This is a genomic window from Schaalia naturae (assembly GCF_042665795.1).
Taxonomy (GTDB): Bacteria; Actinomycetota; Actinomycetes; order Actinomycetales; family Actinomycetaceae; genus Pauljensenia; species Pauljensenia naturae.
Map to the genome: position 1 here is coordinate 1395840 of NZ_JBHTEF010000001.1, position 14732 is coordinate 1410571.

Sequence of the window (14732 nt, forward strand, 5' to 3'; positions counted from 1 at the left end):
TCATTCAGGCGTCTCCGCCAGATGATCCCTTCGAGTCGCCGTTCTTGAGGACCGCCCCGACGACGAGGGTCCCGATGCCCAGGACACCCACAGCAACCTTCGGCCCAGCCTCTGCTGCGGCGTTTCGCAACTGCTGCGGATCGCGCACTGCGTCTCTCCAACGAGTGCTGGTCAGCGCTTCCCGGTCAGACTCGATCGCGAATGGCATATGGAAGTCATCAATGGAGTCGCTGACGGTGTTGATCGAGTTGATTACCTTGCGTGCGGCGCGGGCATGCAGCACGACATTCTCGCGCGCGACACCACCAGCCTGATCGAGGCGAGTCATGAGGTGCCCTGTCTTCAGGACGATCTTGCTGCGCCGTTGCTGGAGTGCAGCATCGAGACCGATCCGATGTCCATCCAGCGAAGCCGGCGCTGTGTCGAAGACATGATCCAACTCCAGCACCGCATACTCGTTCTGCAACTGGAAGCATCGCGCAAGCACAGCGAGCCAGACGCCGACCTCTGCCTCAATATCCTGGGTCGCCCTTGCGAGTGCGCCCACGCCTGACTGGTCGTTGGCCTTGTCGGCGAGTGCTTCCATAGCACGTAGTGCGTCTGCTTGAACCTCGGCGATTGTGCCCACCTCGGTCTTGACTTTGTCCCAAGCGGTTTCGCGATCCCCTCCGTGTTCCCGTATCGCCATCGCTTCGTCGATGACGAAGCTGACTCGATCCATCTTGGCGAGGACTTCGTCTCTTTGCCTACGGCGTACGTCGTCGAGCTTCCCGTCGATGGCGACGAGGAGCTGTTTCAGCTCCTGTGCCTCTTGCTTCCGAGCAAGCTGAGCCATTACTCCGGCAGCACCGGAGAGGATCGCGGGGTTCATGAGAAGAGACGCCGGACCATCCTCGATCTGAATCCACTTGCTGATGGAGCCGGGGTCGCCCAGCATCGCGTGACTGATGCCTTTGGTCTTTGTAGGCATCAGGCCGAACTCCTTGACCTGCTCGGCCGACTCCTTGGTGAATCTCACGTACCGGCCAGCGTTCTCCGCGATGTTGGACGCCGCTTCCGCGATCTTCGACCCCGTGTCGAGCGCTGATCCGAGCCTGTCGAGACGAAGCTCACGGGAGAAGGGCAACAGCCCCACTGAATCAAGGAAGCGCTCGACGGCCGACGGGTTGCCGATGACAGCCAGCCCTTCGCCGTCATGGATCAACTCGATCTCGTCAGCCACCTGCCGCTCCTCCTCTGTCTGCTTCCTACCTCAAGAGTATTCGTGACCGCCGACAGCCGGGTGGGAGTCCTGCGCACCTCCAAGACACACGACGCGCCAGGAGGTCCATGATGCCCACGTTCTTCGATTCGACTGCCGATGCCGCTGAGGCGTCCGAGGCGCTGCGCGCGTTGGCCCACGCGAGCCGTGGATTCGATCAGCCCGCCGAGATGTACGGGGTGATCGGTGATCTGTCCTCGGGGATGCGCTCGCTGCGACAGGCGCTCGACCAGATCGCCGATGTTCACGAGCGCAAGGCCGCGCATGCCTTCAACGATGACGGGAGCCACGAGGCAGGAATGCGCGACGCGCTCGCCGCTGCGGAGGAGCTGCGTCAAGCGGCGACTCTCGTCGACCGGGCGTACGACCGACTCTCGGATGGGTTCATCGCGGCTGGGCGGATCGCCTGGCATCCTGAGCCCGCCGTCGAGGAGGCCGCGCCGTCGCGGTGGGTCAGCGTGGTGTTCCTCCAGGGCGAGGAGGCCGACCGGCCGTTGCGCATCCTCGGCGAGCTGGGGCATGTCGATGCGGTGGACTTCCTCGTCCAGTGGGACTACGGCGACGAGACCACACAGGCTGCGCTGGAGAACGGGTACGTCTACGACGAGCCCAGCCAGGGCACGAACGACCGGGTGGCGCTCTCGGGCGACTACGCGTTGGTCGTCAACCCGCACGTCGGCTACGTCTCGCTGCTGCGCCGCTACACCGAACCGGAGGCAGAGACCCAGGCCGCCAAACCAGTCGGAATCTCTCCGGTGCAGGCTGGGCCGGAGCTGCTGGTGTCGTACTCGTCGCCGGGTGTCCCGGAGCGGGCCGAGCTACCTGCGGCGAAGCGGGATGGGTCGTGGTTCGAGCCGGCGAAGATCACGGCGGCCAAGCAGTCGCGGGGGCTGGTGCTGTGACCGAGGATCGCGCGCGGCTGCACACTGCCGTTCTGGTGGCACCGTGGAAGGAGCGGCGGAGGCTCCGCAAGCAGCGCCGCAAAGCCGAGGCCCGACTCCACGCCGAGCAGCGAAGAACCGCGCTCGCCACCGCGAAGGCGAAGGCCGAGGAGGAGCGTGCCGAGCGGCGCGCCACGATCTACCTGCCGAAGTCGGGAGAACCGGGTGCCGCGCAGTTGCGCACTCCGGGCCGGTTCCATCTGACGCGGCATCAGGACACATCGGCGACGCTGGCGGGCGCGTACCCGTTCGTCGCCGAGGGCGGGCTCGGTGCCGATGGCGTGTTCGTCGGCCAAGACCTCTACTCGGGCGGCAGTTTCGTCTACGACCCGTGGGTGCTCTACGCGCGCGGGATCATCACCGCCCCCAACGTGGTGCTGGCCGGGATCGTCGGCTCCGGCAAGTCGAGTCTGGCCAAGTCGCTCTACACGCGGTCGCTGCCGTTCGGGCGGCGCGTGTACGTGCCCGGCGACCCGAAGGGCGAACACACCGCCGTCGCTAACGCCGTCGGCGGACGCGCCATCGTCCTCGGCCACGGCCTCAACACGCGCCTGAATCCACTCGACGAAGGCCACCGGCCCAGCGGTCTCTCGGACGGGCAATGGGCGTCCACTGTCGCAGCCCGGCGGCGTGACCTAATCGGCGCTCTCGCGGAGACCGTGCTCGCGCGCGGCTTGTCGCCGTTGGAGCACACCGCGATCGACATCGCCCTGACGCAGACGGTGCGGGAGAACGATGTGCCGATCCTGCCGATGGTCGTTGACCGCATCCTCGCCCCGAGCGCGGATGCCGACGGCCGGCTGGCCGAGGACGGCAGGCTCGTCGGCCACGCGCTTCGCCGTCTCGTCGCCGGCGACCTGGCCGGGCTGTTCGACGGGCCTTCGACGGTCGCGTTCGATCCGTCGTTACCGATGATCTCGCTCGACCTCTCGCGGGTCACCGAGAACTCGACCCTGATCTCGGTGCTGATGACGTGCTCGTCGGCGTGGATGGAGTCCGCACTGCTCGACCCGAACGGTGGGCAGAGGTGGGTGATCTACGACGAGGCATGGCGGCTCATGTCCCACCCGGCGCTGTTACGGCGGATGGATGCGCACTGGCGGCTCGCGCGGCATTACGGGATCGCGAACATGCTGATCTTCCACAAGCTCACCGACCTCGACAACGTGGGAGACCAGGGCTCCGCCATGCGTTCCCTAGCGAACTCGCTGCTGGCGAATGCGGAGACGCGGATCGTGTATCGGCAGGAGTCCGACCAGCTCGGCCCGACCGCGACCGCGCTCGGTCTGACCGGGACGGAGCAGCAGCTCTTGCCGAACCTTGGCGTTGGCCAGGGCCTGTGGCGGATCAAGGCCAGGAGTTTCGTCTGCCAGCACCAGCTCCACCCCGACGAACTCGCCCTGTTCGACACCAGCAGCCGCGCAGCGGGAGGTCACCGATGAACCTCACTGGCCTGCGCCGATCCGGTCCGAACGATGACGAGGCGATGACTCCCGTCGAGCTGCCGCACGTCCTTGTCACTGTCGCCGCAGACGGCACCCTCACCGCGACAGTCGATGGAACACCGTTCCCGTCGCCGGACGCGGGCGCGTGGACGCGGGCGACGTTCGGGCCGCTCATGGATGCCATCACCCGGGACCGCACCATCGCGGTCCGGGTCGAGGTGCGCGAGAGCGACGGGAGCGTCTTCACCGACATCCTCCGCACCCGCAAGCCCCGACGCTCAGCGGCCCCGTCCGAGACCCCGGTGCCGGAGACTCGTCGGAGTCGTCACGCCCGCCGGGTGCCGCGCTTGGCGGAGGTCACCGCGGGCGGGTTCGTGCCGGGCGAGGATGTCGCTGTCGCGACGATCGTCTCCCATACCGACGCCACCGGGACCGGGGAGGCCCGTGCGCTCATCGACCTCGACGACCTACCCGACGGAAGCACGCCCGAGGTGATCCTGCTCGGGCGCATCTCGGGCACGCTCGCGGTGCGGCGGCTGACATGAACCAGCGGCAAGCCGGAGGCATGGGCGACGAACCCACCAACGCCGCCCTCATCGGCCTGATCGGCATGTTCGGGATCGCTCTCGTCCTCCGCGCCGCTGGCAGCGTCGCCGCGTACCTCACCGGCACAACGCAGCCGGACGCCGGCGCAGCGGCAGGGCTCGCCGCGCTGTTCAACCCCGGCGACCCTGCGACCGCGCTCGGTGCCGACGGGCTCGACCCGCTCGTGTACTGGCTCGTCAGCACGGCACTGCTCGGCGGACTCGCCGCCGGGATCGTCTGGGTCTGGATCGTGCTGCGCCGCCACACGCGGAAGACCGAGACCGACCCACACCGATTGGCCGGGATCGCGACCAGCCATGAGGTCAAGACCGCAGCATCCGCGAAGGCGCTACTTCACCGCGCGACCACGCTACGGCCCTCCTTGGAGTCGCCAGCACCGCAGGATGTCGGCTACCTGCTCGGTGCCAGTCGTGGCACGAAGGTCTGGGCGTCGGTGGAGGACTCGATCCTGCTGATCGGCCCGCCCCGCTCCGGCAAGGGCCTGCATGTCGTCATCAACGCGATCCTCGACGCACCCGGCGCAGTCGTCACGACCAGCACGAGGCCCGACAACCTCACCGCGACCCTTCGCGCCCGACGCCGCAAGGGCGGACCGGTCGCCGTGTTCGACCCCCAACACCTCGCCGAAGGCATCCCCGCCGGGCTCCGGTGGTCACCGATACGCGGGTGCGATGATCCGCTGACCGCGATGATCCGCGCCAACGGACTCGCCGCCGCCACGGGACTGTCCACCGGAGGGGTCGAGTCCGGCGGGTTCTGGGAGGGCAAGACCCGCACCGCACTCCAGAGCCTGCTGCACGCTGCCGCGCTCGACGGCCGCCAGCCGGCCGAGCTGTTCAGGTGGACCCTCGACCCCAGCGCGGCGTCGGAGGCCGTCGCGATCCTCAACTCCCACCCGAACGCGGCGATGGGCTGGGACGACTCCCTGGCCGCGATGATCGACGCCGACCCCAAGACCCGCGACAGCATCTGGCAAGGCGTCTCCCTCGCGCTCGCCGCACTTGCCGACCCCCGCGTGCTCGATGCCGTCACACCAGACCCGCACGAACACTTCGACCCCGAAACCTTCCTCACCGAACAAGGCACCCTCTACCTGCTCGCCACCGGTGCCGGAGCAGGAGCCTCCGCATCGCTGGTCGCGGCGTTCGTCGAAGACCTCATCGAAACCGCCCGGCGACTCGCCGCACGCTCACCCGGAGCCCGGCTTGACCCGCCACTGTTGCTCGCGCTCGACGAGATCGGGAACCTGGCCCCGCTGCCGTCACTGCCGACACTCATGGCCGAAGGCGGAGGCACCGGGATCACAACAATGCCCGTCCTGCAATCCCTCGCCCAAGCCCGTGACCGGTGGAGTGAGCACCAGGCCAGCGCGATCTGGGACGCCAGCATCGTCAAGATCATCCTCGGCGGCGCATCCAACAGCCGCGACCTCCAAGACCTCTCCACCCTCATCGGAGAACGCGACGAGTACACCGACAGCGTGACCCTCGGCGACCACGGCACCCGCTCCAACCAGCGCTCGATCCGCCGCGTCCCGATCCTGCCGCCAGACCGCATCCGCACCCTGCCATTCGGCACCGGCATCACGATGCTGCGCTCCGCGCCACCCATCGTCACCGACCTGCGCGCCTGGCCGACCCGGCCCGACGCCGCGCAGCTCCGCAGCGATCGCGACGAACTCGAAGCGCTGCTGCGCCACCGTCCCTCAGCCTGACGGCGCTTGGGAATCGGGGTGCACCTGCCTGACAGAGCGACCCACACGCAGTTGGTCGCCCGAGTCAGGAGGAGGCCATCATGGCCATTCACACGCAGGAATCGCTGTCAGGCTTCATCGCGTCGGAGCCGTTGCTCACCGAGACGGCCAAGGGAGACGCCAGGTTCTTCGCCCGTATCGGCAAGGAGCATTTCCGCCGCGAGGACGACGGCTCTTTCACGCAGACCGAGACGACCTACCACCACTTGGTAATGTTCGGGCGTTCCGCTGAGCATGCGCACGCGAACTTCGCGCAGGGCGACAACTTCGTCGCCGAGGGCTACACGCGGCCAGTCAACTACGAGCGCAACGGTCAGGCGATCGAAGGCGAAGAGTTCGTCGCCAAGAAGATCGGCCATGACGCCGCGCGAACCCGCTACGAAGTGGATCGCACGCCGCGTAGCGGAGTCGGCCGGGGCGCAGCGGCGTACGAGCCGACGCAACGAGCAGCGACCGCGGCGCACGCCCCGGTCAGCATGTGAGTTCGGGAGCCGAAGCACCATGAGCGATCAGCATGAGATGGATGAGCCGGACGTCTTCGACGGACCGCCCCGCGTCACGAACGCGGACATGCCCGAGCCGCCTCACCCCGTGAACTGGAACCTGCTGACGGCGCACGAACTGGAGCAGGAATGGCTCGCGCTGAACCGGTGGGTTGACTGGCTGCGGCGCACCTACGGCCTCACCGTCGCGGTGGTGCCGCCGTTCTGGCACCACCACCCGGAGATGGTCTGGGAGCTGTCGGCGCTGCACCTGCATTGGCTGGGGGCCTACGACCCCGAGCAGAACGCATCCGCGCCGCTCGGCTGGCACCGCGACTTCGCCGACGCACGAGAGCGCCTTCGCTACTGGGTCACCGCCTGCGGCACGCGTGGCGATCGTGACCGCCCGACCCGGCAAGCTGCTTGGCCCGGTGAGGACCCGGCACCCGCGATCCAGGACTTCACCTTCACCGACCGGGACACCGAGTTCGCCGAGTTCGTCATCGCCCAAGTCCGCAAGCGCCAGGAGGCCGAAGACGAGTTCTACGCCAGCCTGGCCGACGACGAAGCGCCGTAGACCGATGAGCCGCTACGCCAAGAAGACCGATCGACGCCCGTATGAGGAGCGGTCGTTCTCCGTACGTGCCATCCACCGCGAACGCGCCGACCTGCACAAGCTCGCCGAGGTTCTCATCCGGCTGACGTTGCAGGAGACCGGCGAGAGCCGCGCGGCCCGCGCGGCCGATCGGGTCCCCGACACCTACCGGGCGCCGACGGATGTCCTGGCCGCCCCAGAAGCCGCCCGGTAGAATCAACCGTGCAAGCCTCGCGATGCGGGGTGTTGTGGCCTAAACCTCGCCGCTCGGCGGGCAACACGCACCGAGATCATCGGGTCTCGCCCTACAGCCTTCATCGGCTGCTCTCACGATCAACACCCCTCCCACGAACAGTTGGGAGCGCGAGGGTCGAACCGCGTGAGAGTGAGCCCCCGATGACCACCATTGCCGATGATCCGGCTGCCAGCCTCATCGACCCGCCCAGGACAATGGCCGCCGCCGTGTCGTACCTGCGGGTCTCGACCCGCGAGCAGGCCGAGAAGGGCGGGACCGACGAGGGCTTCTCGATCCCGGCCCAGCGCGAAGCGACCCGGCGCAAGGCCGAACAGCTCGGTGCCGGCATCGTTGAGGAGTTCGTCGACGCGGGAGCCTCAGCCAAGTCGTCCGACCGGCCCGAGCTGATGCGGATGATCCAGTACGTCAAGGCCAACAAGGTCGCGTACTGCATCGTTCACAAGGTCGACCGGCTCGCCAGGAACCGCGCCGACGACGTGAGCATCCACCTCGCACTCCAACAGTGCGGGGTCATGCTTGTGTCCGCGTCGGAGAACATCGACGAGACCCCTTCCGGGATGCTGCTGCACGGCATCATGTCCACCATCGCCGAGTTCTACTCTCGGAACCTCGCCACCGAGGTCGCCAAGGGCATGACCCAGAAGGCCATCGGTGGCGGCACGAACGGGCGCGCGCCCATCGGCTATCTGAACGTCCGCAAGCGCGACGAGCTCGGGCGTGAAGTCCGCACCATCGAGCTCGATCCTGAGCGGGCGCCGATGATCGAGTGGGCGTTCAAGGCGTACGCCTCAGGTAACTGGAGCGTGAGCCAGCTCCACGACGAACTCACCTCGCGGGGGCTGCGCAGCCTGCCGACGCCGAAGCGGCCGGCGAAGCCGTTGGCGGTGTCTACCATCCATCGGCTCCTGACCAACCCGTACTACAAGGGCGATGTCATCTACCGAGGCACCCGCTACAAGGGCAACCACCCGGCGCTCGTGCCTGCCGAGGTCTGGTACCAGGTCCAGTCCGTGCTCACCGCGCACCAGTGCGCCGTCGAGGCGACCCAAGTCCACGGCCACTACCTCAAAGGCACCGTCCACTGCGGCCAGTGCGGGTCCCGGCTCATCGTCTCGAACGCGAAGAACCGGCACGGCAACGTCTACTGCTACTTCGTGTGCTCGGGTCGGCACTCCAAGCGCACCGACTGCACGCGCCAGGCGATGCTCATCGAAGACGTCGAGAAGCTCGTCGAGGACTACTACACCCGCGTCCAGATCACGCCCGCCCAGCAAGACGCCCTCGCAGCGATGCTCCACCACGAGTTCGACCGACTCATGGCCGCCGAAACCGAAGAACTGGAACGACTCACCACCAACCGCGACCGGCTCGAAGGCGAGCAGGACCGTCTCATGCAGGCGCACTACGCCGACGCGATCCCGCTCTCAGTGCTCAAGCGCGAACAGGATCGGATCGTCGCCGAACTCGACCAAGTGACCCGCCGCATCGACGCCCACCACGGCGACTACGCCGACGCCCGCGCCCACCTCGACGACGCCCTCGGCCTGCTCGCCAACTGCGCCGATATCTACACCCGCTGCGACGACACCAACCGGCGGCTGTGCAACCAGGCGTTCTTCACCAAGGTCTTCATCGACGAGGACAACGAGCTGCGCGTCGAGCACAACCGGCCCTTCGAGATGCTCCTCGATCCGCAGGTCAACGCCAACGCCCTGACCTGGGCCGCAGACGCCGACAAGGTCCGAACCTCAACCAACGTTTCCGTTGGCAAGGGTTCGAGCCTTGTGCGTGGGGTGGAGCTAGGGGGATTCGAACCCCCGACCTCTTCCATGCCATGGAAGCGCGCTACCAACTGCGCCATAGCCCCAAGCCGAGCGTCCCCGCGTTGCCGCGGCGACCCGTCAACTATACCGACACCCGACCCGAGCGGCAAAACCGCTGTGATGTGCGGGTGCTCACGCGCGCAGAACCTCTTCGATCGGCCCCAGGTTGTGGGCGGCCAGCCGCCAGCCGTCGCCCGCCTGGCCGGGGACCAGTTCCGACCAGTGGCAGTTGTCCAGGCCGCGCAGGCCGGTGAACGTCAAGGGGTCCAGCCCGATCATCATCTCGACCCCCCGCACGATCGCGGACCCGTGGGACACGATGACCAGGGTGCCGCCCGCCCAGCCGCGAGCGTGGGCCTCGACGGCCGCGCGCATCCTCTCCCCCGCCGACTGGGAGGACTCGATGTCCGCCTCCGCGCACTCCCCCGTCCGTCTCCACGTCGCGAAGGCGTCCGGCATCTCCCGTTCGATCTCGGCCCGGGTCAATCCCTCAAACAGCCCATAGGAACGCTCGATGAGGCGGTCGTCGACAGCCGGCCCCGGCATCACGGCGCCGCCCTCGTCCACGGGCCGGATCCCCGCGGCCTCCAGTTCCCCCGCGACGATCCGCGCGGTCTCCCGCGCTCGCGCGAGCGGTGAGCACGCTATGCGCGCGCGTGTGCCCCCGCTCCCCAGCCGGTGCGCCAGCAGTCGGCCCGCGCAGCGCGCCTGGGCCCGGCCGGTGTCATTGAGGGGGATGTCGGAGGCGCCCTGGAACCGTCCCTGGGCGTTGAAGTCTGTCTGGCCGTGCCGCAGCAGGACGACACGCGCCGCTGTCGCTGTCCTCACACGGCCGCCCGCGACCAGGCCAGATCCGCCGACGCCAGTTCCTCCGCGGCCACCTGCGGGCAGTCCCCCCACAGCTTCTCCAGGGCGTAGTACTCGCGGTCCTCCTCGGTGAGGACATGGACGACGCCCATCCCGTAGTCCAGGAGGACCCACCGGGCGTCGACGCGGCCCTCGATGCGAAGGGGAAGAACGCCGCGGTCGCGGCTCACGCGGTCCATGACCTCCTCCGCGATGGCCCTCACCTGGCGATCTGTGGGGGCCGAGGCGATGAGGAAGGCGTCGGAGATGCCCAGACGCCCTGACACATCGACGACTACCGGCTTGGTGGCGAGCTTGTCGGCCGCGGCCTCCGCGGCGATTGAGAGGATGTCCAGGGTGTCGCGGCCCACTGTCACGGTGTCTCCCGTCCGTCGGTGATCCCTCACCCCCAGTTTGCCACGCCCCGCTCGTGCACGCCGGAATGACACGGCACGGCGCCCGGTCTCCCGACCCGCCGACCTCACGGGCGCCGCCGCTACATCTGGTAGAGCCGGTACTTCGCGATGTACTGGACGACCCCGTCGGGGACCAGGTACCACACGGGCTTGCCCCGGCGGACCCTGTCGCGGCAGTCCGTGGAGGAGATCGCCATGGCCGGCACCTCCAGCAGCGACACCGACCGGCTGGGCAGGCCGGTGGCGCGCAGGACGTGGCCGGGGCGCGTCACGCCGATGAAGTGGGCCATCTCGAAGAGCCGGTCCGAGTCCTTCCACTCCGCGATCTGGGCCAGGGCGTCGGCGCCCGTGATGAAGAACAGGTCCGCATCGGGGTACTGCCGCCCGATGTCCGTGAGCGTGTCGATCGTGTAGGTCCAGCCGCCGCGGTCGATGTCCACCCGGGAGACGTCGAAACGCGGGTTCGAGGCCGTCGCGATGACCGTCATGAGATACCGGTGCTCCGCGGGGGTGACGCGCCGCCCCGCCTTGAAGGGCTGCATGGCGGCGGGCACGAAGATCACCTGGTCCAGGTTGAAGACGTTCATCGCCTCCGAGGCCGCGACCAGGTGCCCGTGGTGGATCGGGTCGAAGGTGCCGCCCATGATGCCGATGGACGGGCGGCGGGTGATGGCGTCCATGAGGGCCTCCTCACACGGGTGGGTCGAACGGACGGCGTCGGCCGCCCACTCACGGGTTGACAGGGTACCGCTGTACTGGCCGGTCAGGCCAGGATCGCCAGGTCGTCGCGGTGGACGACGGGCCTGGGGTTCTCCCATCCCTGGGCGAGGAGGTCGCGGGCCGACATCCCCGCCATCGCCGCCACGGAGTCGGAGTCGTAGGCGACGATCCCACGCCCCACCAGCCCCGACGGACCCGCGATGTCGACGACGTCCCCGGACTCGAAGGAACTGATGACCTGGCGGACGCCGGCGGCCAGCAACGACTTCTTGCCCCCTGTGAGGGCGTCGGCCGCCCCCTGGTCCACCAGCAGCTCCCCCGCGAGGGCGCGGCGTAGGCGATCCACAGGGTCCGCGAGGCCGGGCGCGACTCCGTCGGGGGGAACCACGTGCCCACCTGCTCGCCGGCCAGCGCCGCCTCCAGGGCGTCGGCCCGGGTGAGCAGCACGCCCGCGCCCGAGGCCGCCGCCATCGTGGCCGCCTGGACCTTCGTCACCATGCCGCCCGACCCCACCCGCGATCCCGCGCCCGTGACGAGGACGGGGCGCAGCGCCTCGGCGTCCTCGACGACCGGGATCAGCCGGGCGCCGGGGCGGTCGGGCGGCAGGGTGTACAGCCCGTCGACGTCGGTGAGGAGGATCAGCGCGTCCGCCGCGATGATCTGCGCGACGTAGGAGGCCAGGCGGTCGTTGTCGCCGAAGCGGACCTCGCGCGTGGCCACCGTGTCGTTCTCGTTGACGATGGGCACCACGCCGAATCCCAGCAGCCTCTCCAGCGCCTGACGCGCGTTCGTGTAGTGCTCGCGCCGCATGACGTCATCCGTCGTGAGCAGCACCTGGGCGACGTGACGGTGATGGGACTGGAAGGCCGACGACCAGCGCGCGACCAGAAGCCCCTGCCCCATCGCGGCGGCCGCCTGGATCGTGGCCAGGTCCCTCGGGCGGGCGGCGAGGCCCAGAGGCTCCAGTCCCGCGGCCACGGCTCCCGAGGACACGATGACGATCTCACGGCCTCCGCGGCACCACTGGGCCGCCGTCCGCGCGACGACGTCGATCCGGTTGAGGTCCAGGCCTCCGTCCTCGCGTGTCAGCGACGAGGACCCGATCTTGACGACGACGCGCCGGGCCTGGGCCAGACCGGCGCTCATCGCGTCCCTCTCCCCGGCTCATCCTGCCCGGCGTCCGTCCACAGCCCGGCCTCGCGCTCGTTCCACAGCTCCTCGCGGGCCGCGGTCTTCGCATCCATCGTCTCGTGGTGCTGGTGTTTGCGCTCCTTGCGCGAGGGCCGATCGGACTGGTCCAGGCGCAGGTCGGTCCCACGCGACCCCAGCAGCTCTGGCCCCGTGGTCAGCGTCGGCTCCCAGTCGAAGACGACGCCGCCCTCCAGGGGCCCGATGACCACGGTGTCGCCGGCCGCCGCGCCCGCCTCCATCAGCCGTTCCTCGACGCCGGCGGCCGCCAGGCGGTCCGCCAGGTAGCCGACCGCCTCGTCGTTGGAGAAGTCCGTCTGGCGCACCCAGCGCTCCGGCTTCTCGCCGCGGACCTGGTAGACGGCCTCGCCTCCGAGGCTGCGGCGCTCCACGGTGATCGCGTCGAGCGCCCCCACCGCGCGGGGCGTGATGACCGGGCGCCGCTGGGGAAGGGAGGGCAGGAGCTCGCGCTGGCGGCGCACGAGCCCGGCGAGCTCGAAGGAGAACTCCCTGAGCCCCTCGTGTGTGACGGCGGAGACCTCGAGGACCGGCCATCCGAACTCGTCGAGCGCCGGGCGCATGAGCTCCGCCAGTTCGCGCCCGTCGGGGATGTCCACCTTGTTGAGGACGACCACGCGGGGCCGGTCCATGATCGGGACGTATCCCTCGACCTCGCCGAGGTCCCCTTGGTAGGCGCCGAGCTCCGTCTCGATCGCCCGGATGTCGGAGACGGGGTCGCGCTCGTACTCCACGGCCACCGTGTCGACGACGTGGACGATGACGGCGCAGCGCTCGATGTGGCGGAGGAACTCCAGTCCCAGTCCCTTGCCCCGGGAGGCCCCGGGGATGAGCCCCGGCACATCCGCCACGGTGTAGCGGGTCTCCCCCGCCTCGACGACGCCGAGGTTGGGCACCAGGGTCGTGAACGGGTAGTCGGCGATCTTCGGACGCGCCGCGGACATGGCGGCGATGAGGGAGGACTTTCCCGAGGATGGGAAGCCGACCAGGGCGACATCGGCCACCGACTTCAGCTCCAGGACGATGTCGCGCTCCTCGCCGGGCTCCCCCAGCAGCGCGAATCCGGGCGCTTTGCGCCTCCTCGACGCGAGCGCCGCATTCCCCAGGCCGCCGCGCCCGCCCTGCGCCGCGACGAAGGAGGCGCCCTCGCCCGTGAGGTCGGCCAGCAGCTCGCCGTCGACCGACTTCACCACGGTGCCCTCGGGGACAGGGAGCACCGCGTCGCCGCCCGTGCGTCCCTGGCGGAAGTCGCCCATGCCGGGCGTGCCGTTGCCGGCACGGCGGTGGGGACGGTGATGGTAGCCGAGCAGGGTCGTGACCTGCGGGTCGACAACCAGCACGACGGATCCGCCATTCCCGCCGTCCCCGCCGTCGGGCCCGCCCAGCGGCTTGAACTTCTCACGGTGCACCGACGCCACTCCATTGCCTCCGTCGCCGCCTGCGACGTGGACGATCGCCCGATCGACGAAACTGGCCATTGTCAACTCCTGTGGGACGGTGTGCGAACGGGGCGCCCGGCACAAGCCGGACGCCCCGTTGCCCGAGTGCGCGGACCGGGTCAGGCCTCGACGGGCTCGACCACGTCGACGACGCGGCGGTCGCGGCGGGTGGCGAAACGGACCGCGCCGGGGCGCAGCGCGAACAGCGTGTCGTCCTTGCCGATGCCCACGCCGTCGCCGGGGTGGAAGTGCGTGCCGTGCTGGCGGACGATGATCTCGCCGGCGTTGACCACCTGGCCACCGAAGCGCTTGACGCCGAGGCGCTGTGCGTTCGAGTCACGGCCGTTGCGGGAGGACCCGAGGCCCTTCTTGTGTGCCATTTCAGTGGATGCTTTCTGCTCGGGGGGAGGTGGATCAGGCGATCTCGGTGACCTTGACGACCGACATCTTCTGACGATGCCCCATGCGCTTGCGGTAACCGGTCTTGTTCTTGAACTTGATGATGGAGATCTTCGGCCCCTTGGCGGAGTCGACGACCTCCGCGCGGACGGTGACCTTCTCCAGAGCGGACCTGTCGGTGGTGACCGTGCCACCGTCGACCAGCATCAGCGGCTGGAGTTCGATGCTGGAGCCGATCTCGTCGGCCAGCTTGTCGACGACGACGACGTCACCGACGGACACCTTTTCCTGCCGGCCGCCGGCCTTGACGATCGCGTAGACCACGTTGGAGCTCATCTCTGTCTTGTTCGGAACGGGAGCTCCCCGGACATCGGCCGAGGGTGGACCCGGAGGAGGGGCGGTTCCCGTTGGCGCCTGTGTGCGCCGACGATCCAATCTAGTCGATGGCCCCGAGCCCGGGCAAGCCGCGAGGAGTCCGCGCCGGCCCTGGGACCTGTGCGATTCCACACGCGCCCGCGCCCGGGGAGGGGCGGGGAGGAGAGGC

The 14732-nt window shown here is 69.0% G+C and carries 15 protein-coding genes, 1 tRNA gene and 2 pseudogenes; 8 read left to right on the top strand and 10 right to left on the bottom strand.

Annotation, left to right across the window (positions count from 1 at the left end):
- Window positions 1-4: 4 nt before the first annotated feature.
- The gene (locus tag ACFQWG_RS06120; protein ID WP_380973183.1) at window positions 5-1222 is read right to left on the bottom strand and encodes a hypothetical protein; all 1218 of its coding nucleotides are present in this window, start codon (window positions 1220-1222) and stop codon (window positions 5-7) included.
- A gap of 107 nt (window positions 1223-1329) precedes the next feature.
- Here ACFQWG_RS06120 and ACFQWG_RS06125 point away from each other — a divergent pair, with 107 nt between their 5' ends.
- The 8 genes and pseudogenes from ACFQWG_RS06125 to ACFQWG_RS06160 form a co-directional block, all read left to right on the top strand.
- Entirely contained in the window at window positions 1330-2163 is an 834-nt protein-coding gene (locus ACFQWG_RS06125; protein ID WP_380973186.1) for a hypothetical protein, read from the top strand.
- Window positions 2160-3644, top strand: a complete 1485-nt coding sequence (locus ACFQWG_RS06130; RefSeq protein ID WP_380973189.1) for an ATP-binding protein — start codon at window positions 2160-2162, stop codon at window positions 3642-3644. Before ACFQWG_RS06125 ends, ACFQWG_RS06130 begins: the two co-directional genes overlap by 4 nt.
- Complete coding sequence (locus tag ACFQWG_RS06135; RefSeq protein WP_380973192.1) at window positions 3641-4192, top strand: hypothetical protein; 552 nt, start codon at window positions 3641-3643, stop codon at window positions 4190-4192. The genes ACFQWG_RS06130 and ACFQWG_RS06135 overlap by 4 nt, the downstream gene beginning before the upstream one ends.
- A 20-nt stretch (window positions 4193-4212) precedes the next feature.
- A complete protein-coding gene (locus tag ACFQWG_RS06140; RefSeq protein WP_380973194.1) occupies window positions 4213-5967 on the top strand; it encodes a type IV secretory system conjugative DNA transfer family protein in 1755 nt (584 codons plus the stop codon).
- 80 nt (window positions 5968-6047) lie between these two features.
- Window positions 6048-6488, top strand: coding sequence for a single-stranded DNA-binding protein (locus ACFQWG_RS06145; protein ID WP_380973197.1), 441 nt, complete (start codon window positions 6048-6050; stop codon window positions 6486-6488).
- Window positions 6489-6507: 19 nt separating this feature from the next.
- Window positions 6508-7065, top strand: coding sequence for a hypothetical protein (locus tag ACFQWG_RS06150; RefSeq protein WP_380973199.1), 558 nt, complete (start codon window positions 6508-6510; stop codon window positions 7063-7065).
- 4 nt (window positions 7066-7069) lie between these two features.
- On the top strand, window positions 7070-7297 hold the full coding sequence (locus ACFQWG_RS06155; RefSeq protein WP_380973201.1) for a hypothetical protein: 228 nt from the start codon (window positions 7070-7072) through the stop codon (window positions 7295-7297).
- A gap of 236 nt (window positions 7298-7533) precedes the next feature.
- Window positions 7534-8520: pseudogene (locus tag ACFQWG_RS06160) on the top strand (recombinase family protein); the annotation flags it as partial.
- 243 nt (window positions 8521-8763) lie between these two features.
- On the opposite strand, the gene ACFQWG_RS06165 reads toward ACFQWG_RS06160, so the two are convergent.
- From ACFQWG_RS06165 to rplU, 9 genes and pseudogenes are all read right to left on the bottom strand, one after another.
- Window positions 8764-9003, bottom strand: coding sequence for a hypothetical protein (locus tag ACFQWG_RS06165; protein WP_380973203.1), 240 nt, complete (start codon window positions 9001-9003; stop codon window positions 8764-8766).
- Between the two features lie 130 nt (window positions 9004-9133).
- Window positions 9134-9206: transfer RNA gene (locus ACFQWG_RS06170), tRNA-Ala, on the bottom strand.
- Between the two features lie 88 nt (window positions 9207-9294).
- A complete protein-coding gene (locus ACFQWG_RS06175) occupies window positions 9295-9990 on the bottom strand; it encodes a histidine phosphatase family protein (RefSeq protein WP_380973206.1) in 696 nt (231 codons plus the stop codon).
- Window positions 9987-10385 (bottom strand): ribosome silencing factor, encoded by a 399-nt coding sequence (gene rsfS / locus ACFQWG_RS06180; protein WP_380973209.1) that lies wholly within the window; start codon window positions 10383-10385, stop codon window positions 9987-9989. Before rsfS ends, ACFQWG_RS06175 begins: the two co-directional genes overlap by 4 nt.
- 119 nt (window positions 10386-10504) lie before the next feature.
- The gene (gene nadD, locus ACFQWG_RS06185) at window positions 10505-11104 is read right to left on the bottom strand and encodes a nicotinate-nucleotide adenylyltransferase (protein ID WP_380973212.1); all 600 of its coding nucleotides are present in this window, start codon (window positions 11102-11104) and stop codon (window positions 10505-10507) included.
- Window positions 11105-11187: 83 nt separating this feature from the next.
- Window positions 11188-12290 (bottom strand): annotated as a pseudogene (gene proB / locus ACFQWG_RS06190) (glutamate 5-kinase).
- Window positions 12287-13828 carry a GTPase ObgE gene (gene obgE / locus ACFQWG_RS06195; protein ID WP_380973215.1) on the bottom strand — a complete coding sequence of 514 codons (1542 nt, stop codon included), beginning with the start codon at window positions 13826-13828 and terminating at the stop codon, window positions 12287-12289. Before obgE ends, proB begins: the two are co-directional and overlap by 4 nt.
- A gap of 80 nt (window positions 13829-13908) precedes the next feature.
- Window positions 13909-14169 (bottom strand): 50S ribosomal protein L27, encoded by a 261-nt coding sequence (rpmA, locus tag ACFQWG_RS06200; protein WP_291496199.1) that lies wholly within the window; start codon window positions 14167-14169, stop codon window positions 13909-13911.
- 34 nt (window positions 14170-14203) lie between these two features.
- Entirely contained in the window at window positions 14204-14524 is a 321-nt protein-coding gene (rplU, locus tag ACFQWG_RS06205) for a 50S ribosomal protein L21 (RefSeq protein ID WP_291496197.1), read from the bottom strand.
- Between the last annotated feature and the right edge of the window lie 208 nt (window positions 14525-14732).